At 35.9% G+C, this 25,365-nt stretch carries 12 protein-coding genes; 8 read left to right on the forward strand and 4 right to left on the reverse strand.

Features of this window, described 5'->3' with window-relative positions:
• Positions 1-6: 6 nt before the first annotated feature.
• The 4 genes from G6053_RS11170 to G6053_RS11185 all read right to left on the reverse strand — a co-directional run bounded on the left by G6053_RS11170 (position 7) and on the right by G6053_RS11185 (position 7,148).
• Positions 7-636, reverse strand: a complete 630-nt coding sequence (locus tag G6053_RS11170) for a hypothetical protein (protein ID WP_165306462.1) — start codon at positions 634-636, stop codon at positions 7-9.
• An 18-nt stretch (positions 637-654) separates the two neighbouring features.
• A complete protein-coding gene (locus G6053_RS11175; RefSeq protein WP_206531925.1) occupies positions 655-2,931 on the reverse strand; it encodes a ThiF family adenylyltransferase in 2,277 nt (758 codons plus the stop codon).
• Complete coding sequence (locus tag G6053_RS11180) at positions 2,924-3,997, reverse strand: hypothetical protein (protein WP_206531926.1); 1,074 nt, start codon at positions 3,995-3,997, stop codon at positions 2,924-2,926. Before G6053_RS11180 ends, G6053_RS11175 begins: the two co-directional genes overlap by 8 nt.
• A 409-nt stretch (positions 3,998-4,406) precedes the next feature.
• Entirely contained in the window at positions 4,407-7,148 is a 2,742-nt protein-coding gene (locus G6053_RS11185; RefSeq protein WP_165306465.1) for a tetratricopeptide repeat protein, read from the reverse strand.
• A gap of 170 nt (positions 7,149-7,318) precedes the next feature.
• On the opposite strand from G6053_RS11185, the gene G6053_RS11190 reads away from it, so the two are divergent.
• From G6053_RS11190 to G6053_RS11225, 8 genes are all read left to right on the forward strand, one after another.
• Positions 7,319-8,047 (forward strand): recombinase family protein, encoded by a 729-nt coding sequence (locus G6053_RS11190; RefSeq protein ID WP_206531927.1) that lies wholly within the window; start codon positions 7,319-7,321, stop codon positions 8,045-8,047.
• Between the two features lie 976 nt (positions 8,048-9,023).
• Positions 9,024-18,995, forward strand: a complete 9,972-nt coding sequence (locus G6053_RS11195; protein ID WP_165306466.1) for a non-ribosomal peptide synthetase — start codon at positions 9,024-9,026, stop codon at positions 18,993-18,995.
• Between the two features lie 53 nt (positions 18,996-19,048).
• Positions 19,049-20,389 (forward strand): pyridoxal phosphate-dependent aminotransferase, encoded by a 1,341-nt coding sequence (locus G6053_RS11200; protein WP_165306467.1) that lies wholly within the window; start codon positions 19,049-19,051, stop codon positions 20,387-20,389.
• Positions 20,390-20,414: 25 nt separating this feature from the next.
• Complete coding sequence (gene ribA / locus G6053_RS11205) at positions 20,415-21,017, forward strand: GTP cyclohydrolase II RibA (RefSeq protein WP_165306468.1); 603 nt, start codon at positions 20,415-20,417, stop codon at positions 21,015-21,017.
• A 2-nt stretch (positions 21,018-21,019) separates the two neighbouring features.
• A complete protein-coding gene (locus G6053_RS11210; RefSeq protein WP_165306469.1) occupies positions 21,020-22,741 on the forward strand; it encodes a WD40 repeat domain-containing protein in 1,722 nt (573 codons plus the stop codon).
• Positions 22,742-22,753: 12 nt separating this feature from the next.
• Positions 22,754-23,764 carry an SUMF1/EgtB/PvdO family nonheme iron enzyme gene (locus G6053_RS11215; RefSeq protein ID WP_165306470.1) on the forward strand — a complete coding sequence of 337 codons (1,011 nt, stop codon included), beginning with the start codon at positions 22,754-22,756 and terminating at the stop codon, positions 23,762-23,764.
• A 218-nt stretch (positions 23,765-23,982) separates the two neighbouring features.
• A complete protein-coding gene (locus G6053_RS11220; protein WP_165306471.1) occupies positions 23,983-24,579 on the forward strand; it encodes an NAD(P)H-dependent oxidoreductase in 597 nt (198 codons plus the stop codon).
• 82 nt (positions 24,580-24,661) lie between these two features.
• Complete coding sequence (locus G6053_RS11225; protein WP_165306472.1) at positions 24,662-25,348, forward strand: methyltransferase domain-containing protein; 687 nt, start codon at positions 24,662-24,664, stop codon at positions 25,346-25,348.
• The last annotated feature ends 17 nt before the right edge of the window (positions 25,349-25,365 follow it).

Consider the following 25,365-nt stretch of genomic DNA (forward strand, 5'->3'; position numbering starts at 1 on the left):
AAATAATTATTGACAGGACTCAATAGCCAAAACATTTGTAACCAACCGTCTGCCCCTGTTTTGAGCGCCAATAACTACTACTATATACTGCAAGAGCAAGCCCAGAAAGTAATATAGGTTAATTGGCCATTGGTCTACGCTTAAAATAGGTATGCCCAAGAAAACCACAAATAAGATACATAGCGATGTTAGGTCGCGTGCCAACAAAAAGGCCCTATGACTGTCCGATACAATAATATTAGAACTGTTCTTTTTGTAAATTTTATACCATAGCTTATTCTGTTCCACAGGGCTTTTAGGTAAGGAACCATAAGTGTCTTTCAATTTTACTCTGTCTATCCTTGTATCATTTTTGCTGAGTTTCGAAAACGCTTCGGAACCGGGTAAAGGATTCCTCAATTTCCAGAAAACCAGTACAGCTTTTTGATGACTAGATATAAGCCCGTTTAGTAAAAATAGCAATAGAGGAGCTATTGAGACCCCCAGCGCTTTGAGCATAAAAACAATGTCAACACCAGTTGTGAGTGTTTTAAAATATTCAGGAAATATCAATCCACATAAAATCAATATGTTCGCTGCTAGGAAAACCCACAGCTGGGGAACGTTCTTTATTTTTAAATTTGGCTCTTTCTCCATTTAATATAATACTTTAGGTTAAAAAATGTAAGGGTGCAATCCATCAGGTGTAACGATAGACAAGAATACCGGAAGAGGAGGGTTTAGTTGCTCAAACTCGGCTTTATGCCGATATACACTGATCATATCTTGTTGACTAAGTGTGTTCGGTCCATCCGGATGAGAATGCCACTCACCAATATAACCAATCTGTGCCCCGGAGTTACTTTTGATTTCCCCGATTTCATCGGGTAACCCTTCATGCCCCCGAATAAAGTGGGTTGTGTCTGCTTTACTGTCCATAGGTGCATTGATACAAGCTGTCACGTGGATTGTCTTTGTTTTATAATTGCAGATTCCAACGAATACACCCCCTGTTTCGTTTTTTCCTGCCTTAGAACATGCTTGTTCTATTTGTTCAATAATTCCATCTTTAAATCGAATAATCCAACCAGGGTCGTTCAATGCGGCCAACACTTTAAAGGGCTTAACGGATATAGCCTGCGTTTCGATTGTATAATTCTGCGCTTCTATAATCCGATTCAAATATATCTTTCCATCTATTGAAGATGCCGTCATTTCTCTTTTTAGCACTCCAGAAAAGTAGGAGGCATGAGAAGAAATCCTGTCGTCTGATAAAACGGTTGTTTCTGAATTACAACCGACACCTACCCGCACCGTTATGTTATTGCCATTAATCGTCAGCTGCTCTCGCTGAAGCCAATCACTTACTTTCTTATCATGTGCTGACAGGCTATATAAATACGCTTGCAGATCATCAATACGTGGATTCCTGTGTTCTCCTTCCTTATAAAGCACACCCAAATTGCCCAGATCGGATATTGATGCGCTGGCAACGCTTCGTTCATCCATACTTTTGACAGTAACCAACTTATTGAAGAAAGCTTCTGATGCGGTAAAGTCTAATACCCAATTATGAATATCAAAAAAATCTGACCTGTCTAACGCACCTTTCTCAAGTACAGGCAACCCAATTGTTCCCGTACTTTGGTGGGGATAGATGTTTCTAATTCTTTCAGCTAAGACGACGGCTTTGTTTTCCCCTTCATCTTCACCAAACAAAGCATGACGTACCAAGTTATGCGGAGATAGCTGGTCTGGATCTATAAGGGTTAAATTGGTTTGTCCGGAACGGGCAAGATGCATAACCACTTTAGAGCCCAAGGCACCACATCCAAACACAGCAACTCTTGAATTCATGTCTATTTTGCAATCGGATATGTGGCTTGCTTGCCGTATAGTCAAAGGCTGATTATGGGATAATAAATCAATAGGTACATTGTTTGTAATTTTACCATCTTTTACATCATCAACATCAACCCGAAAACGTAAGTTTATAAACTCGATATTAGAGGAATATCCAATTAATGGCTTAGGCCGTCTTATACCCACAATAACAGGAAAGTGAACAAATGAATTCCCATCACTTGTAGCAATAAATTCTTCTAATTGACTATAAATTAAGCCGTAAAAGTCACAAAAGGATTTAAATTCTTCCCAATTCCTCGGTAAATTGACATAGTACTCTTTGTTTACAGTATTTTCCTTATTCCATAATACATAGGCGTAATGATAATTTTTCCTGGTAATATCTTCCTTATCTTTTTTGCGTTCCTCATCAACCTCCTTAATCGTAGTCAAGGCATTCCCAGCTGTAAGTGGTTTAATGAATTTATACGTGTGCCGTTCCCCCCGTTTCGGGCGTTCAAATAAAGTAATAGCAAGCTGTTCTCTAATATGAAAGGCGTTATCACCTTTAACGATTCCTGTTAATGTGTTATAGTCGTAAATTATAGTGCCGGTATATCCTTCCAATCGCAACGGCTCAAATTGCTCACCATTTTCTGTCAGTTCACCTGTTGCAGCATCCCTAAGCCAATTGCTAATACGTATGACAATATCCTCAATTCTTTTATTCGCATACCATTCATCTGCGTTACCCCTTACATAACAAAATCCAGAAGGCCGATTATTTACTGCTATGTATAAATGAGCAAGGCTACTTTTAGGAAAATCAAGCCGATCTGTAAATACTTTAGGTGCCGATAATGGATAATTTGTCAAATCGAAAACCAGAATAATGGGTTCCTTTTCCCTGATATCTATATTTTCAAAATTACCCAGACTTGGCAAGTCAATACTAATTTCATAAGGCACAGCAATTCTGCCATTTCCCCAATCCAAGATTTGAAGTTTGCACCCATTAAGTACTTCCAGTGATTTTAGAGAATCCCTAAGAGCGGGATTCTCTATATCACCAGAAAATACAGGTAAGCTGATACTAAACCTATCCATTTCCATATTTTGAAGCAGAGTTAACAGCGCCCAAACCAGCACCCCCAATCACTTTAGCAGCTCCCTCCGATTGTTTCGGCTTGACAATTCCTTGTGTGGTCACCTCGAAAACAATTGGTTGGGGAACTCTATTGACCACATTATAGGTGACCGTGTTAAGAAAGTTGACTTCGGTGACTTTCTTAACATACTCACGTTTTGCTTCATAATGCGGCGGGTTGTCGTCATCGTCCACTATCTTTTTGCTTGACGCAATAACCTTTGCGTTCCTTCTCTTGTAATCGAGTACTTCCAGAGAAGTTCTTTTAGGAACGGTATTTTCTTCCTGAGGTCTGTCATTAAAGAATGACCACGAGCAATGGTGCGGTGAGAGAAATAAATCCCAGTACAGCGCATGCTCATTTTTATATTTCTTGGTTTTGTCTAGAATGATGCACCAAGATGTATGATCAGAGTCTCCGCCAAACATTGCAAGAGTTGAGAAACCTTCCTGGTAAGGGCTATTTTTGAACCTTGCTTGAAAAACGATGCTGGTGGAATTCTTTTTGTCATCACCAAGCGCTTCAAGGTGTTCTTTGAAAGGAGCATGAATGAAAATCGAAAAGAGTGATTGATTTCTATCATTGAAACGTGTGACAATGTTACCAGGTGTGGCTCTTAGGTGATTTAAATCCTCGTAGTCGGCGTTTCCATCATACCCTATAATTTTGATTCTATTACCTGGATTGTCTTTCTTTGGATCACCCTTTCGGTGAAGTGCAAGTCTGCGTTCCGCTTCTTGTTGATGTGCGTCCTCATCTTCGTTTGAATGTTGCTCTGCAATCATTGGAGAGAACCACATGGCATCGACACGGATTAATCCTTCCTTTTTGTCCGCTTCTGAATATTTTTCGGGCGCCCCTTGGTAGAAGTGCTTTTTGAAGCCTCTGCAATGATCCTGGTCACCATGTGTCAATATAAATACGTCGACATACGGAATCCCATTGCTGAACTGTACACTCTTTAACAGATCCTTTTTGACATCATAAGTGTCCTCATTGTCACAATTCCTGATATTACAATCCACCAGAATCGTAGTTTTGTCCTCTAACGTAATTAAGGACGTATCTCCATTACCCACTGGGTAATATTTAATAGTAGCATTATTTGCCATTCCTTTTCAATTTTTTGTTTTTAAATCTTACCGTAAAATCAAACAACATCCCTATTCCTTACATGAAGGAATCAGTTCCAGCGAAAACATTAGTAAAGCTGGTTATTGTTGCTAATCCGCCTAGGTTAGAGAAAAGAAAATGACAAATAATACTTGCACAAAAAACAAGTTTGTTTACTTTTGTGTTGTTGAAATGATAGTTATCATCATTTATCTCATCTTCATACCTCGGAGATTAAGTGATATTCTAAGCATAGTGTAGGAGGTAGCTACTCTTACACTATGTTTTTATCCCACCTAATATTTTCTTATTATTTATTGTTTACCCCTTTCTCAAATATTCCACCTCCTTTTTTAAATCATTAATTGTTTCGGTTAATTCTTTCCCGGCTTTTAAATATTCGGTAGGGAACTCTTCTTTTAATTCTTCCATTAACAGGTAATACACTGGTTTAAGCATCGACTTGTAATCGATATCATCTTTCCTTTCAAATATTTCCAATGCAACTTTATATTCTTTTTTTGCTATGAGGAGAAGGAAGTATTCTACGAGGTCGGAAAGTAATCTATGTGAATGCCTGTCTTCATTCTCATCATTGTAAATCTCAGCGATACCTTTTGTGTGTTCTTGGATTATGTTTAAGGAGTTTAATAAATCATCATTCCACAAAAGTATTTTTGCGTATAACAAATCGAAGCCAATGCTGTCAACATCTGGTTGATATTTTTCAAGTAATTCTTTTGCAAGATTTTTTTTGTCTTCTCTCTGAGTGCTATAAATGCTTTGTACCCAGCATCCGACAACGGAATCATCACCCAGTTCTATTGCTTTGGCAAACATTTCATCAGACTTCTCAAACTCTTCTTTAATGTTTAGTATATGACCAAGCTGATGCGCAGATTCTGCACTACCATGAGCTAAGCCATCTTCATAGATACTAATTGCTTTGTCAATTTGCTTCTTCTTTACATATATCTTGGCAAGCTGATTGTATCCTTCAATTTCGCCCTTTTCTATAGCTTGATTAAACAGGTCTTCCGCCTTCTTGTAGTTTGGTCTTTTTTGAAGCAAATAAAATCTGCCTAAATTGATATTTGCATTTCCCTCACCTGCATTGACGGCTTGCTGTAAAGCAGCTTCTGTTTCTTTTCTTTTTTTCAATTTTCTTAAAACGTTAGCCAAAGAGGTGTTAGCTCCTTCAACTTTAGCTCTAGCAGCATCCTTTAAGTACTGCTCCGCTTTTTCCAATTGGCCCAGATTAACATAAATTTCTCCTAATGATTTTAAGGAAGGTTTGATATTCTTAGAAGCAGCCTGCGTATGATACTTAATTGCTTCTTCGTATTCTTTTTTGTCTATATAAATATCTCCCAATCTACTAGCTGCGTACGGGTGCGGATGTGGTAAGTCCAGACTCTTCTTATAGAACTGTATTGCTTTATCTACATCATTTAAGTAGGACTCAAAAATCAACCCCATAGTAATGGCAGCAGATGAATTTTGATTGTCTAATCTCCAAGCTGTTTCTGCCGCTTCTATAATCTTGTCCTTGTTGTTTTGTTTTAAATAGACGGATATAGCAAGTATATAGTAGTCAATGCTCTTTTCAACAACATTGTCAAGCAACTCGGCAGCCTCGTCAACCTTATCTTCCTTTATGAGTTTTTCTATCTCAGCTAACGCATCCAATTTTGCCGTCTTCGCATTTTTTAGAAGTTTATCAGGAAGGATTGAATTGGTAGTTTTAATCAGTTCTTCCTTTAAGGTATCTGGGATGTTTTCGCAAGACAGAAAGGTGTTCCCCATATCAATAGCCGCTGCGACATCGTATTTGCCATCTTTCAGGTTACTGATGTGTTTTCTTAAACGTTTAGTCAACTCACTTTCATCGCACCATGCATCAAAAAAACGAACCAGCCATTTTACATTTTCCTTATCGTGTGCTCTGCCAAACCTCATCAGGTACCAGATATTCATAAACCTTTCCTTAATTCGGTACAGATGGTTTTTTGTTGAGGTCGGTACCTTTTCGACCAGTTGGTTTTTTTCTAAGTATGACAGGATTGATGAGATATTTTTGCTTTCCAATCTGGTTCGCTTAGCAATTTCTTTCACAGATATTGCATCCCATTTCCTTGCTATAGCATCAACCACCTTTTGTTGTTGCGTTGACAACTGGTCTAATTCCGATTTGTATAGTAATGTTAAGGTGTCTATTAAAAGATAGAGGTCTTTAATAGCTTTGCCGTTCTCATTGTCCAGGAAAATCTGGAAAAGGTATGATATGATCCTTGGTACACCTCCGGTCAATCTTCTTAAAGCTTCTACTCTTCCTGGAAAATTAGCAATTACGTCTCTAATCTGTTGCTCTTCTCCATACTGCTGTCCAATTTTAATGAGTAGCTTTTCGCATTCTTCCTGAGTCAAACTATCTAATTGAACTATGTTGAAGAATTTGTAAAAGGAATCTCCGAAGTCGATACTACCATCATTGTATGAAGTAGATGAACCTATGATCCGGAAAGGCGAATCGGAGGTAAAGATTTTTTTAAAGCGTTTTTTTTCATATTCGGAAAGCTTCTTCAGGAAAAAGTTTATGTTCTCTATAAACAGAATAGCTGTTTTGTCTTTTGAAATTAAAAAGTCTTGTAGAAATTTCAAGGATTCTTTTTCATACTCGCCATCTGCCTCTATTATGTCCTCTATTTTAGCAGCCAACTTTTCATTATAGAAGTTGTCCTCAATTCCTATCGCTACAGCTTCCCATAAATTGGTTAAGTCAGATAAATTATATTGTTCCTCCGAAAATAAAATTGGCAGGTACCGGTTGGATAAATGCTTATCGTCCAAAATGGCATAACTAAGACGGTGCATTAACGTTGTTTTACCAGCCCCCCTTTGTCCAATGACGATTGTGTTTTGAATGTCACTAATGGTTTTAGGTTCCATTAGCGAAGTTTTGATGTTATCAAATTCACTTATTCTGACAACAAATCCATTTACTATGGAAGACTTTGACTTACTTCCTGTGTTGTTTCTTAAAAATATATCCTGACCTTCCATTTCTATATAACGATAAATTTATTGTCAAAAATACAAACGATTATTTTATCATCAAAATTTTAGCGATTATTTTATCGTTAAATCAATAAAGTCACTCTCTTGTTGCTATTTAAATGTTTAAAAATCAACAATAAACGTTAGGCTTGGAATCAATGAATACATTATATCATATGAAAACAGCTTATTTATACGTCCGTGTAAGCACAGACGAACAAAAAAGGAGAGGGTATTCCCTTCCAGAGCAGGGGGATAGGTTGCTAAAATATTGTGAGTACAACAATATACAGGTCAAAGGTATTTTTCGTGAAGATTTTTCGGCCAAGAACTTTAATCGCCCCGAATGGAAAAAACTGTTTACGACAATCAAGTACAAACCAAAAGATGATAAAAATATCCTGTTCATCAAGTGGGATCGATTTAGTCGAAATATTGAATACGCATACGAGATGATAGGCATGCTTCGGAGATATAAGACTACGGCAATGGCCATCGACCAGCCGATAGATTTTTCGGTGCCGGAAAGTATGGTTGTGCTTGCTGTGTACCTTTCTGTACCCGAAGCGGAAAACAATAGAAGAGCCCTGAATACGGCGAAAGGTATACGCAGAGCAAAACAAATGGGTAGATATCCGAGTAAGGCCCCATTAGGATTCGTTAACCTAACAGCTGTAGATGGCAGAAAAATTATCGCTCTCAAGGAACCCGAAGCAGGCATTATACGTTGGGCTTTCCGCCAGCTCTCCAAAAATGTATATAGGGTAGAGGATGTGCGAAAGATCACCGAAGCATTGTTTTACGAGGTGCAACGTATTATTACGAGCAAGCGGAGAATAACGGCTAAGACAGAAGATCGGAGAGCAACATTTTTTTTTGAGATTTTTAATATGCCCTCATTGTAAACGTAAGCTCACAGGAAGCTTTTCTCAGGGATCAACAAAAAAATATCGATATTATCATTGTAGAGGAAGGTGTAAGACAAGAATAAACGCAGATGTGCTCAACGAGCGTTATGTGGAGAAATTTCAGCAGTTGATACTCTCAAGCAGAGCAACCGATCTGTTCAATCGTGTTTTACAGGATTGGAATACGAGTACACAAAAAAGACCATACGTATGTGAACGACAACACATAATAAGAAGATTAAATGAGCAGGAGTTGACGCTTTCTCAAGGCGAAACGATTATTATATTAGGTTTTCTGTAAGAATTATAATAAATCCGAAAAGGATCAGACTGTCGAATCCCTTAAGGAAGAATCGAACTTTCAAAAAAATGTGATAACTACCGTGTGAGATAGGTTTTTGAGCGGTCCTCTACGAATGTCGGAAGATTTTTGGCTACAAAAATCGAACTATAAATGATCGAGTGCAAACAATTTGAGTCAGATTTTTTTATCTCCAATTATTTTTAATCCTGAAAAATTCCCATTTCACCGAATATTTTTTTTGTTGCAGAATCTCTTGCTTAAGTTACGTTAGCAAAGAATATTTATATAAAAATTATATGGTTAATTTCTTTATTACTGTACTGGGTTTATTTTCATTAAATATAAATTATTATATCCACGGTCGATTAGTAAACCATGAGTATAGCCCTATTGATTATTTTATTATCAAAACCTATCAATCTAATGAGAAACGTGAATATATTAATTTAATAAGGACTGATACCGTAAGACATGAAAATGGTGAATTCATGGTAAAGCAACTTAAGCCAGGAAAATACTTGTTAAAAATTGATGTGCCTAAGTATACGGGTTATTTATTATACGCAGAGATAAAAAATGTCAATTATTCGTTTAGTGATATATTTTTACAGGCATCTCGTTGATGTTGGGGCAGAAATACTTGAATTTATTTAGATCAAAAGAGGATACATGGCAAATAAACATACAATAGATACAGAGATATACTCTTATCCATCCACAATTTATTGGAAAGGTGTTATCAGCAATTACCAATTATTCTCGTCAAATTTTGGAGAGAGAAAGAAGACTAACTTATGTATTGATCGTGGGAGCCTTTCATTTCTTCAAGCACTAACATCTGGCAATGAACGGGCTCTACAAACTGTTTCTTTAACAATATTCGAGTCACTTGTGAAGCGTTTTTTTGTGGATAGAACTATCTGTAAAATATATTCTACACAATCAGATATACTGTTGTATCCATTTATAGATGCGGGCTCAGATGATTTGAAAGAATATCTTTTAGGGGTGAAAGGGAGATTTTTGGAAGTGATGAAATATATTGGATATGATAGAGATGAAATATCGTTGGATGCATTTTCTGATTGCACTTTCAGTTTTGATTGTCCTTCTCTTAGAAGCCCATTTGATAGCTTTGAACTAAATATGCTCTTCTCGGAGGATAAGATTTCGTTGTGTCTGCTTTATGACGAAAGCAAAATTGAATCTTATTTTGCCAATCATTTTTTAAAGTATTTCGGCTATATATTGGCCCATTTAGAAGCTTTTTTTACAGGTGAGCAGTCGATACACTATTTTTTAATACCTGAAGATGAGAGTCTGATTGCATCGACGAACTCTACAACGCATGATTACCCTAAGAATCAAACTGTAATAACAATTTTTGAAGATCGGGTTAAAGTTAATCCTAATAGTCTTGCTATCAAGTGTAAAGGTTTCCATTTAACCTATTTGGATTTTAACGAACAGGTCAACAAGTTTTGCGATTTTCTAAAAAGAGTATATGGAACGTCTTTGGGTGATATAGTCGGGTTAGACCTTTCAAGGAGCGAACAGATGGTTATAAGTATCTTTGGGATATTAAAAGCCGGAGCAGCTTATCTGCCTATAGATCCGAAGCTACCCCAAGCTCGTAAGGACTTTATTATAGAGGATTCTAAGGCAAAATTAATTGTGGATGATCTGGTGATGGACACATTCAATACTACAGCACACAAATTCTCATCTGTCAACCCTTCCATAAGGTCTGGTATCAACGATTTAGCCTATGTAATTTATACGTCAGGATCTACGGGAAGGCCAAAAGGGGTAATGTTGGAACACGGTGGATTAATAAACAGATTGTTCTGGATGCAAGATTCGTACAAATTGACAGATAAAGATGTGTTAATCCAAAAAACTAACTATGCTTTTGACGTGTCAGTTTGGGAGATGTTTTGGTGGAGTTTGTTAGGAGCCTCATTATATATTCCACTTGACGGCATTGAAAAAGATCCAAAAGTATTGGTAGAAAACATACACCAAGAGAATATAACAGTTATTCATTTTGTTCCTTCGATGCTTGCCGTTTTCTTGGACTATTTGTTTAAGAACATGGAAGTGCTAAAGAGATTAGGAAACCTTAAGCAAGTTTATGTAAGTGGTGAAGCGCTACCAAATAAAGTCAGAGATGATTTTTTCAAACTGCTTCCTAGTATTTCTTTAAAGAATTTATATGGTCCCACAGAAGCTACGATTGATGTGACCTCTTTCGATTGTAGGAATGATGTGGCCGGATCGAACTCTATTCCAATTGGAAAGCCTATCTGGAACACCAAGGTCCATATTTTGGATGACCAGCAGCGTCCTGTTCCAGTGGCGGTGGTGGGTAATCTATACATTGAAAGCATCGGACTGGCAAGAGGTTACTTGAATAGAGAAGACTTAACAAAGGATAAGTTCATAGATAATCCAAAATTTTCACGTAGGATATATAATTCCGGTGACCTTGCCAGATGGCTACCAGACGGGAATATCGAGTTCATTGGAAGGAGTGACTTTCAGATCAAAATCCGGGGAAACCGGGTAGAATTGGGCGATATCGAAAATACGATGCTATCCTATTGCGATACGATTTCTCAGGCCATTGTCATTGCTAACGAAAGCGGGGGAGGTCTGATTCTTATAGGCTATTATACGAGTCGTGGAAATACCATAGATAGAGCTATTATGAGGTCATTTCTCCAAGATCGGCTTCCGGAGTATATGGTTCCCTCCTATCTTGTTGAGCTTAATTCCATTCCATTGACAGCAAACGGCAAGGTAGATAGGAAAGCATTGCCCTCGGTAATCGGAGGGGATTTGATCAGAAGGGAGTACAAGGCAGCGAAAAATATCACCGAAGAAACTTTAGTTGACATATGGCAGGAAGTACTTGGTGTCGAGAAAGTCGGAACCAATGATAACTTTTTTGATTTGGGTGGGCACAGCCTTAAGGTGGCACAGGTATTGAACAAGGTCCGGCAACGGCTTTCGCGAGAAATCAGTTTCAGAGATTTCTTTGAAAAGCCCACTATTGAAGGGGTCTCGGAAAAGTTAAAGGCAAAGGAATACCGGCCTATCCCTAGAGTAGCTGAACAGGAGAGCTATCCGCTTACTCCGTCACAGCGCAGGCTATGGGTTTTGAGTCAGCTTGAGGGTGGATCTCAGGCCTATAACATGCCGGCGGCAGTTAAGCTGAAAGGGAATCTGAAAATAGAATTACTGGAGAAAGCATTTCTACACCTGATTGATAGACATGAAATACTTCGAACATCCTTTCGGGCTGGGAGTCTGTCGGGGGATGTAAATCAATATATTTCAAAGGTCGGAGATATAGAGTTTAATATAAGAGAATTTGATTTCACCGAGAAATCGAACGACGAAATAGAAAAATACCTAAATGCGTCTAATAAGGAACCGTTTGATTTAGAAAATGCACCTTTGCTTAAGGTTTTATTGCTGAAGAGATATGACGAGGAGTATATATTGTTCCTATCCATACACCACCTCGTAGGTGATGGCTGGTCGACGGAACTTCTTGTGTCCGAGGTTGTAGGAACCTATAACTTGCTACTGAGAGGTGAGGAGCCGTGGGGCAGCGATATTCCTCTACCCATCCAGTATAGAGACTATGCTGGATGGCTTGAAGAGGGAAAGGAGCAGGATAATTACAAACGGGCAGAATCGTACTGGCTTGATCAGTTCAATGGAAAGTTACCAGTGTTGAATCTTCCTAGCTACCGGGTACGTTCGTTGATCCAGACATACAATGGCAACCACGTCAAGCATATATTTTCGGAAGAGTTTACCTCCCGGCTGATTGTGTTTTGCCAACGGCACGGAGTGACTATGTTTATGACGTTAATGACAGGAATAAAGGGGCTACTTTACCGTTATACCGGAGAAGAAGATATAATCGTCGGCATGCCTGTAGCCGGAAGAGAACACCCAGACTTAGAGAACCAAATAGGACTTTATCTAAATACATTAGCAATAAGGACTAAATTCGACGGACAGAAGAATAGTTTTGCTTCCTTGCTACAGAGAGTCAAAGAAAGTCTGCTATCGGCTTATGAACACCAATGTTACCCTTTTGATGAGTTAGTGGGCAAGTTGGACATTAGAAGCGACCGGAGCCGCTCAGTACTCTTTGATGTTCTCGTTGTGTTGCAGAACCAAAATCAAGTTCAGCTAGGCCTTGAAAAAGAAGATTTAGAAGGTATTCAGGTAGAGAGGTATGACTATCTCAGAAATACCTCGCAATTTGATATAAGTTATAGTTTTTTGGAAGAGGCTGGACGACTATCTCTAACAATTGGATACAATACTGATATATATGATCGTTTTTTCATTGATCAAATGTTCGGCCATTTTGAAAACTTGCTTAATGCATCTTTTGAAAACGATGAAATCGATATTAGCACAATAGAAATTCTTTCAGGTCAGGAACGTTTGCGCCTCCTTAGAGAATTCAACGACAATAGAATAGAGTACCCGAAGGATATTTCCGTTGTAGAATTATTTGAACGACAAGCGATGAAAACTCCAAACCACATCGCTGTAGTATTTGAAGGTATTGAGATTAGTTACAGAGAATTAAATCATCGTTCGAATAAACTTGGCTATTATCTTCGCACAAATTTTTCAATTAATGAGGCGAGTTTAGTTGCGATTAAATTGGAGAATGGGTCGCGTTTGATAGAGACAGTTTTAGGCATACTAAAGTCGGGAGCTGGATATATTCCTATTGATCCTGAGTCTCCTAAGGAGAGGGTCGACTACATTTTAAATGATACAAAGGCTAAAATTGTAATAGATGACGATTTCTTGCTAGCTTTTGATTCTAGCGCCGTAAACTGTAGACAGGTAAATCTTCCGCCATATAGTCAACCAGAGGGTCTAACCTATGTTATTTATACATCTGGATCAACAGGACAACCTAAAGGAGTAAAGATAAATTCACTTAATATTTTAGACTATTTCTATGGTTTAAAAAACAAAATAAATTTGACGGAAATCAATTCTTATGGTATGATGTCGACTATTGCTACTGATTTAGGCAATACCGTCTTATTCTCATCACTTTTTGAAGGGAAAACACTCCATCTATTTACTAAGAACCAGTTACGTGATTTTGACTATATCAAAACGTATTTCAATAAACATTCAATTGACTGTATCAAAATAGTTCCATCTCTTTGGAAAGCACTGAATCTGGATGATAATATCAAGTCTCCCTGTAAGAAAGTAATTTTTGGAGGTGAAGCGTTAGGACAGGAGATAATAACTCGATTACATTCTGTTAGACCAGAGATCCAAATTGTTAATCATTATGGCCCTACAGAAACAACAATTGGAAAGACTCTGAGTATTATTGGTTCTAATTATTCTGGTGAGCAAGTGCCTATAGGTAATGCTTTCTCTAATACGTCACTGTTTGTTGTTGATGAAAAGATGCAATTAGTTCCAATTGGAGTGAGCGGAGAACTATTAATTGGCGGTGATGGGGTTTCAGAAGGTTATTTAAACAATTCTTCTTTAACGGCTCAAAAGTTTATTGTATTTAATGGAATTAAAGTTTACAAAACAGGAGATATTGTGCGCTGGTTGCCTGATGGTCAGATAGAATTTTTGGGAAGAAAGGACTTTCAGGTTAAGATCCAAGGGCACAGAATTGAGCTGGGAGAGATAGAATCGAACGTTTCGCTTTTTGGTCAAGGAATCTCTCACGCGGTTGCTGATGTTAAAGAGGTAAACGGAGACAAGGTTTTGGTTATATATTATTCCACACGTGGCAATAACCAAATAGATAAGTTAAAGTTGAGAACTTTCCTTGAAGTGAGTCTTCCAGAATACATGGTTCCTTCCTATTTTGTTCAAATAAATAAGATTCCTTTAACATCTAATGGGAAAATTGACAGAAGAGCACTGCCAATTGTGACGGATCAAGATTTGCTTAGACGGCGATATGAGGCTCCGAGGAATTTCACCCAGGAAACCTTAGTGGACATATGGCAGGAAGTGCTGGGGATTGAGAAAGTAGGTATCACGGATAATTTCTTTGAATTGGGTGGCCACAGCTTGATGGTTGCTCAAGTGTTGAATAGAGTCTACCAAAATCTAGCGATGCAGGTAAGTGTCAAAGACTTCTTTGCTTTCCCTACGATTGAAAGTATTACAAGAAATTTTGTGAAAAAAAAGTATACCTCTATACCCAAGGCACCAAAAAAAGAGAATTATCCATTAACTCCATCCCAACAAAGACTTTGGGTATTGAGCCAATTAGAGGGCGGGGCGAAGGCTTCTAATATGCCTGCCGTTGTTACCCTTAAAGGAGAATTAAATAAGGATTACTTCGAGAAAGCATTTAAATTATTTATAGATAAGCACGAAATTACCCGAACCTTATTTAGGGCAGACAGAAAATCCGGGGAAATTTACCAGTACATTATACCAAAAGAAGAAATTAATTTTCAGATAAACCTTTTAGATTTTATTGAGAAGACCGATTTCGACATAGAAGATTATCTTTATCAAGCTAACAAAGCGATTTTTAGGCTGGATGAGGCCCCACTGATAAGAGCCTCATTGCTAAAGAAAAAAAGCGACGAATATATATTTTTTCTATCGATGCATCACATTATCGGTGACGGATGGTCAACCCAACTTTTGATAGCAGAGGTAGTAGGGAACTATAACAAACTTTGCTTAGGAGAAGAAAATAACGATTTAGCATATATTGATCCTGAGGCTATTCAGTATAAGGATTATGCCGTATGGTTACAGAACGAAATCAAAGGCGAAAAATATAAAAAAGCTGAATCCTATTGGTTAGAACAATTTCATGGAGATCTTCCTGTATTGGAATTACCAAGTTATAAAATAAGACCATTAGTTAAAACTTACAATGGAAACAATATTTTTCACGTTTTTTCAAAAGAATTTACAGAAACGCTTAAATCTTTTTCAACACAACACGGTGTTACTTTATTTATAACGCTTATGGCGGGTGTGAGGGCCTTGCTTTACCGTTACACAGGACAGCGGGATATTATAATAGGTACACCAATTGCCGGTAGAGAACATCCTGATTTGGAAAATCAGATAGGATTATATCTGAATACCCTTGCGATAAGAACGAAACTAAAAAGCGGTAATAATAGTTTTATTTCATTGTTGCAAAAAGAAAAAGATACCCTGCTTTTTGGATATGAAAATCAGATTTACCCGTTTGATGAGCTTGTAAACAGGTTGAACTTGAAGAGGGATGCAAGCCGATCTGCTTTATTTGATGTTTTGGTTGTGCTTCAAAACCAAAATCAACTTGAGCTTGGTAACAAAGTTAAAGACTTAAGAGGGATACATGTAGAGGAATACAATTATCCTAGAAAAACCTCTCAATTTGATATGAGCTGTATCTTTACTGAAGCCGATGAGCAAATAAAACTTGATATAATATATAATACTGATATTTACGATGAGCCTCTAATCAATAGAATGTTTAGCCATTTTGAAAATTTAATAACTCAAATGGTTAAGGCTGATTCTGATTTTATTGAAAATATAGATTTCTTAACAAAGGATGAGAGGCGTCAGGTTATATTTGGATTTAATGATACGGATGTTGAATATCCTAAAGAAAAAAGCATCATTCAGCTTTTTGAAGAGCAGGTCTCAAAAAAACCGGATAACATAGCAATTGTTTTTGGAAATAAAAAACTTAGCTATAAAGACCTAAACGAGCAGGCCAATCAATTAGGTGATTACCTAAAACAAAATTATAAAATTCAACAGGATGATCTTATTGCAGTAAAACTTTTTCGAAGTGAGAAGTTGATAGTGGCAATACTAGGGATTCTGAAATCGGGAGCTGCATATGTACCGATAGATCCTGAATATCCGGAAGATAGGATAAATTATATGATAAATGATACTAAAGCTAAAGCTATTATAGATGCTGAATTTTTAAAAACATTTATCGAAGCAAAGGATCATTATACCAAAGCAAATCTTGATATAGTAATTAAACCCGATAGTCTGTCTCATATTATTTATACCTCAGGAACAACTGGGAACCCAAAAGGCGTAATGATAGAACATAGGAATTTAAGAGCACGGATGCATTATTTGATGCAAAAATATAATCTTAACGCCGATGATAACTTAATTTTTTATCGGTCTTATAGTTTCGATGGAACAATAGAAGAATACCTTCTTCCTTTTATTGTTGGGGCAAGGTCTTTTATCGCTCCCATAAATTTTAAAGAAGATCTGATAAATAATATGATTAAATTCATATACGACAATAAAATTAGTAAGATAAATATTCCTCCAGTCTTATTGGGCGATTTTATTAAAGTTGTTGGTGATAATGCAATCGAAAAGATATCTTCTCTTAATCATATAATATCCGGTGGCGATGAATTAACAAATAAATTATGCAATCTGTATTTTTCAAAGGTTTCTATTAGCTTGTATAATACCTACGGGCCAACTGAAAATACTATTGATTCTACTAATTGGATGGCAAAAGACCATTTTTCTGCTAATATGCGTATTCCTATAGGTAAGCCAATTGAAAATACAAAAATATATATACTTGACGAGAACCTTCAGGTTGTACCTACTGGTGTTCTTGGCGAATTATATGTGGGAGGTTCTGGATTAGCAAGGGGGTATCTTAATAGGCCAGATCTTACAAAAGAAAATTTTATACCCAATCCATTTATAGAACAAGAAAGGATTTACAAAACTGGTGATTTAGGTAGATGGCAAAGTGATGGGAACATTGAGTTTTGGGGTCGGAGAGATTTTCAGGCTAATATCCGTGGATTTAGGGTAGAACTTGGTGAGATTGAAAAGTTTGTATATCAGTATAGTAACAGTATCAATCAAGTGGTAGCAGAATCAAAACAGATAAAAGACGAAAAAGTACTGGTTGTTTATTACAGTTGTAATAAAGAAAATAAGATAGACAAGGTCAAATTAAGAGAATATTTGCTGGAGCAGCTTCCTTACTACATGATTCCTGGTTTTTTTGTAGAGTTAGAAAGTATTCCATTAACAAATCATGGTAAAATTGACCGCAGAATGTTGCCTGATGTGACTGAGGAGACTATAATAAAAAGAGAATATGTCCCTCCAAGAAATAAAACTGAAGAAAAGCTTGTCAAAATCTGGGAGGAAATTTTAAAAGTAGAGAAGGTTGGAGTTACAGATGATTTTTTTGAATTAGGTGGTACATCCATCACTGTATTACAGTTAATACCTAAAATCAAAAAATACTTTGACTTTCAATTACACTTTAACTATATCTATTATAACTCAACCATCGATAATTTTATTAAAAACATTCCTAATGTCAAAGAGCAAAATATTATTGATCCAATGCAGCTAAATAACGATGAATATTTAGCCTCCTATGAACAAAAAAGAATTTGGGATAAAGTCAAGGAACAGAAGGCTGATATCAGAGATTATAATATTTGTAACGGATACCATATTAAAAATGTTGATATAAAATTATTTGCTCAAAGATGTGAAGACATTATTAATGAATATAAGATATTAAGAGGGTTTTTCGTACAAAAAGATTCTGAATTGGTAATAAAAACTTTACCACCTATAAAGATGAATATCTTACCGCATGATAAGAATATGCATTTTGAGGATATTTATGATTCTGAACTAAATACATTCTTTGATATCGATGGTTGCGATTATTTGATTAAGATCGTATGCTACGAAATTAATAATACAGATTTTGTATTTTTTATTGTTTTTAGCCACATATTGGTTGATGGCTGGTCTACCAATATTTTATTAAATAGAATATTAAAAGGAACAAATTTTATTGAAAAGTATTCTTACGAATCTTATGCAGATTGGCAAAGAAAATCTCTAACAGTAGAGAGTTCCGCAAAATATTTTGATATCTGGGAAAAATATGATGATGCAGTTAAAAAACCAGCTATTCCCTTCAGTAAAACAATGACAACTGATGCTTCTAATAGTTTAACAAGGATAATTAACGGTGAAACCCTGTTAAAAGTACAGCAATTGCTCGAGCGTGAAAAAATATCATTAAACAGCTTGATTTTATTGGCAATAACTTATTCTTACTACAATATCACCGGTGAAAAAACATACAATACCAATATTGTATTTACTGGAAGAGTATTAGAAGAATTTAATACCACTATTGGTTTGATTAGGAATACCATTTTAGCTGAATTTTATCTCATTGATGAATGGAAAATTAGGGCAAACATTAAACACTTTGAAGCGCTTTATAAAAAATTTCTCCAATACCAGAATATACCCATTGGATATTTATTAGATAGAAGGCCAGAATTATTCCCCTTAACAGACGGTTTCTCCTTTGTCTCGGTAATTAATGCAGAGGTGCTTAACAATGATTTAGGGTATCTGTATCCGGTAAAGCCTATTTATGGGCATAATAGTGCTGTTGTAATGCGAAACGATATGACATTCCATGTCCATTTACAACTCAATATACTGGAAATTAAATGTGCCTTCAAACCAGAAGTTTATAATATAAAAGATGCGGAGCTTTTTCTGAATACATTAATTAAAAATATTAATGTATTGATTGGTTGATCGCAGCATATGTGAGATAAATAATGTAATTTGTTTAATAATTAAAATAATTTATGTCGTCATTAAATAGAATGTATGAAATGTTTGCTTTGCATAGTAATTCTGCTAGAGAAGTAAATGAGCCTAGCATAGCACTTTCTGCTGGAGTAAATTGGATGGATTCAAATAAATTTATTATTAATCTTTTAAAAGAGGAATTGGATTCCGGCTTGACTCATAAATCATATGGAAGATCTAGTGGTTTTAAGTTTATTACGGATATTATTTCACACTTGGAAAGCGATATCTGTGGTAAGGCTTTTAAACCTAGTGTTATAATGACCAATGGTACAGCCAACGCCAGTTTTTTAATCTGCTCATTTCTGAAAAAAAACAATCGTTTTAAGCGGGGAGACAATAGCCTGATGATCAATCATGGTTTTCCTTTCTATAGTGGGTTAAGCGAATCTTTCGGATTAAAATATTCCGAATGCCTACTTCCTAAAGCCAGTTTAATAAAGAATCAAAGGTATCTAACTCCCATTAGTCAGGTGGTAGATAAAATAAGGGAAATTAAGCCCAGATTGATTTATCTTATTTTACCTAATAATCCATTTGGAGAACAGTATAGCAAAGAAGACCTATCAACTTTACAAGAGTGTGTTTTAAAAGAGGATAGTTTTCTAATTGTTGATAGAGTTTGTATGATGCCTTGGGATGATTTTAGTAAGAATAGCAATGTTTTCTTTTCAGGAATTGAACGTGGTAACGTCTTCGTCGTTGATTCTTTTTCAAAAGCAGAAAGTGTAAGTGGTTTAAGGGTAGGTTTTTTATTAACTAACAAAATTAATGAAGAAGGATTTACAGATTTAATAAGGATAAAGTATTTGAATCCCAGATCGTTTGGGACAATTACTTTGGCAATTAGTCGGGTACTATCATACTTAAATTATTCAATAGAAGATACAGAAGGGGCGAAGTACACTAGGATGAAAAATTTAGTTAATAAAATTGTTGAGATCGATTATCCCATTTTAAATAAACAAGCACTGGTTCCATTATTTGAGCATGAGAACATTAAACTATACCTGGAGGAAACAGAAAAGAGAAAACAAACTGTGATGTCTAATTATGATTATCTTCTAAACAAATTTAAAAAAGAGTCTCTTATCCCAATTAGCCTTGAAGCAGGCCTCAGCAGTGCAGTTATTTTAGATCAAATGAAGGCTGATAGTGAACTTAACGATGTTAACAAGTTAGCATCACAGTTTAATGTGGGGGTTTTATCCGAATCCTGTTTTAGGTCAACTCCGAATAATGACGAGAATTACTTTATACGGATTGGCTTATCCATCCCTACACAAATGTTTACTAAGGGGATTGACATTTTGTATCGATTTTATAAAAACAAATGATTTTAACTCTAATAAAATATAAAAAATGTGTAAAATACTAGATAAGATTACAATCCCCATTGATCTTAATGGAACGAAAGTAAACTCCACTTTTATTTCATTCTATGATAGTGAAGAAATACAAACGAAAGAACATTTTGTAATTGGATTAGGTGACTTTGAATCTGCTGAGATTCCGCTGGTAAGAATACATTCAGAATGTATTACCGGAGATACCTTTCATTCTATGCGTTGCGATTGTGGGAAACAATTAACAGAGGCAATTGATGCAATTTCAAATATAGGAGGGTACGTCATCTATTTAAGGCAAGAAGGAAGAGGCATAGGTCTGTTTAACAAATTCAAAGCCTATTTATTGCAGGATGAGGGATTTGATACCTATGAAGCTAATCATAAACTAGGGTTTATTAGTGACCACAGGAGCTTTGACATTGCTGCCGATATTTTGAAAGCTCTTGGTGCCAATAAAATAAACTTGTTAAGTAATAATATAAGAAAAAGGAACGCTCTTGAGGAAGCAGGCATCGAAGTTAACGAGATGGTATCAACAGGTGTCTATCTAAATGAGTATAATCAAAAATATTTGATTGCAAAAAAAAACAGCGGAAATCATAAACTAAATTTATAATCATGATTACACATAAATCTCCAATCAGTGGCATTGCTACTTTTAATCAAAAATTTATCGCAACTGCAGGTTATGATAATATTGTTATACTTTGGGATGCCGATAATGGTAGGTCGCTAGGAAGAGGTTGCCATGACCATTTGGTAAACCAGTGTCTTTTTAGCCCGGATGGCAAATACTTGGCCACATCAAGTTCAGATTATACAACCCGAATTTGGTCTGTCCCAGATATGAGTTTGGTTTCTGTTCTTAAAGGGCACAAGGATGATGTAGAAGGATTGTCTTTTCACCATACCAGGGATATTATTGCTACAAGTTCGAGGGATAAAACGATTTGCATTTTTCAAATAGATGGGAAATTAATCAAAACTTTGAATGGTCATAAGGAAGATGTTATCTCAGTAGAATGGATGTATAATTCAGACATTATTATCAGTAGTTCTGATGACGGTACCGTAAAATTCTGGGATGCCAATACAGGCGAAATTGTAAAAGACCTTTCTTTTAATGATGTAGAAACTGATACCATTGCATTAACTTCTGAAGCCACCATTTTTGCGGGGAATGACGACGGAGAAATTATAATTATTGAAGACAATGTAGAACCTGTTGTTATTCAGTGTCATAATGCTGGGATTAAACGTTTGGTATATTCAGAGCAGGAAAAAAGATTAATTAGTCTAAGCTATGACCGTACTTTTAAAGTTTGGGATTATATTGACAAGGGGTTAAAACTAAAATCTACTCAGCAATTCAATAATGTTGTTTGGCCAAGATCGGCTGCATTTTTAAATACAACGGAAATTGTGTTTGCCTCTTTCGGAGACCGTTATGCCCATTTTGATTTGTCAAAGGAGGTATGGTTAGATAATGGTATTGAGTCTACTTTGGGAGTAAATGCCGTTTGTGAATTAAACGGATCAACTTATACTGTAGGAGATTCGGGATATGTTAAACAAAATGGAGAAGTTAGAAAAGAGCTGGGTAGCCTATGCAATTTTATTGTTCCTTTTGGTAATTTGTTGATTACCGGTGGTCAAACTGGAAGTATATTTAATGCCCTAACTGGTGAAACCTACTATCAGCACAAAAGTCCTCTGAATTGCGCAGCAGAGTTTGAAGTTAATGGTGTTAAGAAAATAGTTGTGGGTTCGTATACAGGAGAGGTCATCATTTTGCAATCCGTTAATGATGAAGTTTTTTTAGATCAGGTTATCCGTTTTCATCAAAACGCAATAAAAGGAGTTTCTGTATCTGAAAATTACATTTTTACCGTTTGTGCTACTGGCGCAGCAGCATTCCATGATATTGAAAATTACAAGGAAATAAAATATATCAAAAATGGTCATGATAAGATAGCCAATGGATGTACAAGCTTAGGTAAAAATACTTTTGCAAGTGTAAGCCGGGATTTAAAGTTAAGGGTATGGAATGTAGATGACGTATCAGTTTACGAAACACCTCATACAAACTCTATAAAGTGTATTGGAGCTGATAATACAGGGCGGTACTTGTTACTAGGAAGTTACGTAGGATTTGTTTCACTATTTGATAACGGAGAACGTCGATTTACCAAACACATTCGTTTGAGTGATTTTGGAATTTCTAATATCGGCTTTCATTCAGACTCGGGAAAATTTTTAGCTAGCAGTTATAATGGTAAAGTGTATCAAGTTGATATTGAGCCCTTAATCAACTGCAAAGATAATCTATTTGAGCTTTAAAATTAAAGATATATGATATTTTCACTAGTACAAAGAGAACCTTTACCTATAGACATTAACAAAGGAGTTTCAATACTATCGGATAGGGAAGCAATGGGGATGCCGGAATATTATGAGCGAAGTACAATTGATGAACAGTATGAGTCGTTTTACACAGAGTTAACCTCTCTGTCTAAAATGGAATTAGTTAATTTAATTGAAAACTCGGAAGTAGCCTTTATTAAGAGATACTTTGCTGGTAACATCTTGGCCCTAACTGGCGATCCTAGAATTTCTACCTATGACCCGATTATGAACTACATTCCTTCTTGGGAGGGAAAACTTGGGTTAAATTCGTCGAAGATTGCCGAAGTAGTTGAGGAATATAAATCATTAGGGGTACTCGAAAACTGGATTGCAAAAGAGAGTCCAGAATACTCAATAAAAATAAGGCCTTTTAAACTCGCGAAATATCCTGTAACCAATAAAGAGTATTTAGTTTTTCTCGAAAATACAAAATATTCTGAAATTCCTACCTCATGGAAATTTAGACAGTATCCACATCATATGGCTAATCACCCGGTATATACTGTATCAGAACATGCTGCATTAAGTTACTGCGAATGGCTCTCAATGAGAACGAAACGAAAATTTCGTCTTCCTACAGAAGCAGAGTGGGAATATGCAGCAAGTTCTGGTCAATATGAATTTCCATGGGGAAATGAATTTAAAATAGATAGAGCTAACACCGTAGAATCAGGTATATATCAAACCACCCCGATAGGTGTTTTTCCAGCAGGAAACTCACCTTTCGGATGTTGTGATATGGCTGGAAATATAGAAGAATATGTTTCCGACTTCTATAAAGGCTATGATCAAATTGACACAATCGTAGATGATTTAGTAACGATAAATGGGGAATATCGGGTAGCGAGAGGTGGAAGTTTTACGAGGTTTAGAGATCTGGCCAGGTGTAAAAGAAGACATGGATATAACCCTAAAGAAATATACGCAATGGGATTTAGGTTAGCAGAATCTGTTTAGATGCAAATCAACTATTTTCCGATATGTCGTATCTAAGTTTGATGTGCCTTATTAAAAAAATTAAAGCTTAAATGATAAAGGATCAATCGAAAATTATTTTAATAAATGTTGCAATCGAATCAATCTTTATCGAAATAAAACTATGATATCTAACAGGATAGTACCAAGAATGATTAAATCTAGAATTTTATTTATAGAAATTGATAAATCAAGAAAATATGAACTTACTTATAATTAGTGCAAGTCACAAATTAAATGGACAAAGTCACAGAGTAGCCGAACTGTTAAAGGATATGTGCTCTGATCCGTTTACGAATGTTGAAATACAAAAAATAATTGACGTACAGATTCCATTTTGGGACGAAGAGGCTTGGGCATTAAATAATACCAAATGGACACCGATTTTAAATAGTGTAAGATCTGCCTTAAGCAAGGCTGACGCATTTATTTTTATTGTTCCTGAATACAATGGAATGGTTCCTCCGAACCTTAAAAATTATTTCTTAATAGCCGGCGAAATGTGTATGGCGCATAAACCGGCTCTAATTGTATCCATATCAGCAGGAAACGGAGGTTCTTATCCAATTATGGAGCTCAGATCCAGTGGGTATAAGAATACGAAGATTTGTTTTATTCCAGAAAATATTATTATTAGAAATGTTAGTTCATTTACTGATGATTTTTATTCAGATAATAATAAATTATTATACACCCGTATTCAATTTTGTATAGAACTCTTGAAAAACTATTCTGAATGCCTTAAACCAATTAGAAAATTAGAACTCGAATTCTCAAAGTTTGCATATGGAATGTAATTTACAGTTTAATACAAAAACTAAATTAACTTATTCAAGGCCAAATTCTGGACACTTACATCTAATTAATTATAATCTTAATATGCCACATCAATTACACGACTTTTATTGTACACCAATAATTAACGAAAATGGGAACAAAGAAACAAGATACCAAATTTGGGAGAGGGGGGAGGCTGTTGGAGATTCGATTACACCTTCAATTTATTGTAAACCATATAGAGAGCATCTGGTTAATAAAATTGCTTCGCTGGTAGAAGATAAAGGGTCGGTGTTTTCAATAGGATGTGGAAATGCTTTTGTTGAAGCAGAACTTGTAAATAAAGGCTTAAGTGTTAGCGGCATTGATTTTAATGAAGAGGCCGTAGAATTAGCTGCGCTTAAAGGTGTTGATGCTTGTGTATCTGATTATTACGATCTTAAGAAAGAAAGTCTTTTTGATTTTGACGTGGTTTATGCTGATGGGCTAATCGGACATTTATACGAAAATGAAGGTGGATTGGATCGTTTCTTTCATAAATTGAAAACACTTACTTATAAAAGCTGGATTGTTCTTTCCAATGATGCCCCTTTAGAGGATGAGACTACTGTTATGCCAAATAAGATGGTAAATGGCTTTTGGCTATTGTCAACAAACTATATTAAAAAGTCTTTGGAGCGTTTCGGCTATATAATCCATGAAGATTATTATTATACTTATGAAAGACCTAAAAGTGGAACAAGAAAAAGATCTATCTGCATTGCTAAATCACCAGGGAGAAACAAATAAAAAAATTTTTAAACACT

It is taken from the genome of Sphingobacterium sp. DR205, assembly GCF_011064245.1.
Classification (GTDB): Bacteria; Bacteroidota; Bacteroidia; order Sphingobacteriales; family Sphingobacteriaceae; genus Sphingobacterium; species Sphingobacterium athyrii.

Bases quoted from the DNA above. Each gene is read 5' to 3' on its own strand.
- ribA (WP_165306468.1), top strand. From the start codon at position 20,415: ATGTGTAAAATACTAGATAAGATTACAATCCCCATTGATCTTAATGGA.
- G6053_RS11190 (WP_206531927.1), top strand. From the start codon at position 7,319: ATGAAAACAGCTTATTTATACGTCCGTGTAAGCACAGACGAACAAAAA.
- G6053_RS11200 (WP_165306467.1), top strand. From the start codon at position 19,049: ATGTCGTCATTAAATAGAATGTATGAAATGTTTGCTTTGCATAGTAAT.
- G6053_RS11185 (WP_165306465.1), bottom strand. From the start codon at position 7,148: ATGGAAGGTCAGGATATATTTTTAAGAAACAACACAGGAAGTAAGTCA.
- G6053_RS11195 (WP_165306466.1), top strand. From the start codon at position 9,024: ATGGCAAATAAACATACAATAGATACAGAGATATACTCTTATCCATCC.
- G6053_RS11170 (WP_165306462.1), bottom strand. From the start codon at position 636: ATGGAGAAAGAGCCAAATTTAAAAATAAAGAACGTTCCCCAGCTGTGG.
- G6053_RS11220 (WP_165306471.1), top strand. From the start codon at position 23,983: ATGAACTTACTTATAATTAGTGCAAGTCACAAATTAAATGGACAAAGT.
- G6053_RS11215 (WP_165306470.1), top strand. From the start codon at position 22,754: ATGATATTTTCACTAGTACAAAGAGAACCTTTACCTATAGACATTAAC.
- G6053_RS11210 (WP_165306469.1), top strand. From the start codon at position 21,020: ATGATTACACATAAATCTCCAATCAGTGGCATTGCTACTTTTAATCAA.
- G6053_RS11225 (WP_165306472.1), top strand. From the start codon at position 24,662: ATGCCACATCAATTACACGACTTTTATTGTACACCAATAATTAACGAA.
- G6053_RS11175 (WP_206531925.1), bottom strand. From the start codon at position 2,931: ATGGATAGGTTTAGTATCAGCTTACCTGTATTTTCTGGTGATATAGAG.